A 2,397-nucleotide genomic window follows, 5' to 3' on the forward strand; every position below is an offset into this window, starting at 1 on the left:
CGTTTAAATTAGCCTTGATTGGAACGATCGTAAGGCCGATTCTATCGCCCTGCTGATAGCCCTGATGGGGTGAGAGAATTTTAGTTCAAGATGGCCAAGGTCCGGGATCAACACAATGGCGGGAAAAACTCCAGAGGCAAATAAAACGCATTAAAGAGTGTAGTATGGAAATCGATTATCTGCCGGAAGCAACCTGCTCTCGCTCAAATAAAAGTCAGTGGTAGCTGAAACACACAAGCCGACGCAATTGACTGTGCAAATTAACAAAACGCCTCCAACCAAACTCTGATCAGGATCTGTCCTGAAATAACTTCACAGTTTACTGACGCTACCCGCTAACCAAAAAGCCGGAACCGCTTGCGCTTTTGCGGGCAGCGCAAAGCGGGAGGCGAACTTTTCCCGGAGTAAGTCATTTACCGTAGTAAGCCTTGATGAGCAGCTCTTCCAGCTCGGAAATCAATGGCAAACGGGGATTGGCCGTGGTGGTCTGATCTTCAAAGGCGTGGTTAGCCAGCAAGCTGATTTTACTCTTGAACAGGGACTCATCGACGCCAATCTCCTGAAGGGACGCAGGCATATCCAGCCGCTTCATCAAATCACGAACGGCATTGGCCAGGGATTTAACGCCCTCTTCCGGAGTCTTGGCGGGCAGACCCAGCATTCTGGCCACCTCGGCATACTTCTCATGGGCAATGTAATACTGATATTTCGGGAATGATGCCACCTTGGTTGGATTAGGGCAGCCGTTATACTCAATCACATGGGGCAATAACACCGCATTGGCCTGACCGTGAGAAATGTGCAGTTCATTCCCCAGCTTGTGCGCAATTGCGTGGTTTACCCCCAAAAATGCGTTGGCAAAGGCCATGCCGGCAATACACGACGCATTGTGCATTTTCTCCCGGGCTTTGCGGTCAGCGGTTTCATAAGACTGCGGCAGATAATCGAACACCAGCTGGATCGCTTTCATGGCCAACGCATCGGTGTAGTCGGAAGCCATGATGGACACATAAGCTTCAACGGCGTGAGTGAGCACATCCAGGCCGGTATCGGCTGCCACTTTTTTAGGAACCGTCAGTACCAGGTTGGGATCAATAATGGCCACATCAGGCGTCAGCTCATAGTCCGCCAATGGGTACTTGGCCCCTTTCTCCTTGTCGGTAATAACGGCGAAGGACGTTACCTCAGAACCGGTACCGGACGTGGTGGGTATGGCAACCAGCTTGGCCTTCTTGCCCAGATGGGGGAATTTATAGACACGCTTGCGGATATCCAGGAATTTCTGGGCCATACCGGCAAAGTCAGCATCCGGCTGTTCATAGAAAAGCCACATGCCCTTGGCCGCATCAATGGGTGAGCCACCGCCCAGGGCAATGATTACATCCGGATGAAAACGCGCCATTTCCCGGGCTCCATTGCGAACGGTCTCAAGACTTGGATCAGGCTCAACCTGATTGAAAATTTCAACCTGAACCGGCGTCGCACGCTTTCTCAGGTGGTAGAGGACCTTATCCACATAACCCAGGGACTGAATAATCTCGTCAGTCACAATAAATACACGAGAAACCGCCTGCATCTTTTCAAGGTACTGAAGCGAGTTGGCCTCAAAGTAAATCTTTCTGGGCAGTTTAAACCACTGCATATTGACCCGGCGTTTGGCCACACGCTTGACATTGATCAGGTTTACAGCGGATACGTTGGAGGTGGTACTGTTACCGCCGTAGGTACCACAACCCAGGGTCAGGGAAGGCATATTGGTGTTGTATATGTCGCCAATGGCGCCATGGGTACTGGGAGAGTTGATAATGATCCGGCCAGCTTTCATGGCCAGGGAGAACTCATCAATCACCTGATTATCCAGGGCATGAAGCACAGCAGAATGGCCAAGGCCACCAAAGTTCAGCATTTGATCCGCCAACTTAATGGCATGATGGGCATTTTTAGCCTTGAGCACCCCCAGGACCGGTGACAGCTTTTCCCGGGACAGGGGAAACTCAGGACCGACAACCTCAATTTCTGCCGCCAGGATACGGGTATTCTCAGGCACCTTGATACCGGCCAGTTCGGCAATAAACAACGGTTTCATACCAACAATCTTACTGTTGACATGACCGTCATGAATGACAACTTCCGCCAGTCGCCGGGTTTCCTCTGGCGTAGTGAAGTAAACATTCTGGGACTTCAGCTCTTTGACCACCTCTTTATAAACCGCCTGATGGACAATTGCCGCCTGTTCAGACGCGCAGATCATACCATTGTCGAAACTTTTGGACATAACCAGGTCATTACAGGACTGTTTGATATCTGCAGACTGATCAATAATGCAAGGCACGTTACCAGAGCCTACTACTTCATTTATTCGCAATTGAAGCGTGAAATCAGGGATTTTTTGGTCAT

Annotated in this window: 1 protein-coding gene; it reads right to left on the reverse strand. The window is 50.4% G+C overall.

Features of this window, described 5'->3' with window-relative positions:
• Positions 1 to 409: 409 nt before the first annotated feature.
• Positions 410 to 2,397: bifunctional acetaldehyde-CoA/alcohol dehydrogenase (adhE, locus tag KDK14_RS00460; RefSeq protein WP_257263047.1), on the reverse strand; the 1,988-nt coding region annotated here is incomplete at its 5' end.

Source organism: Endozoicomonas sp. ONNA2, from assembly GCF_024606365.1.
GTDB lineage: Bacteria > Pseudomonadota > Gammaproteobacteria > Pseudomonadales > Endozoicomonadaceae > Endozoicomonas.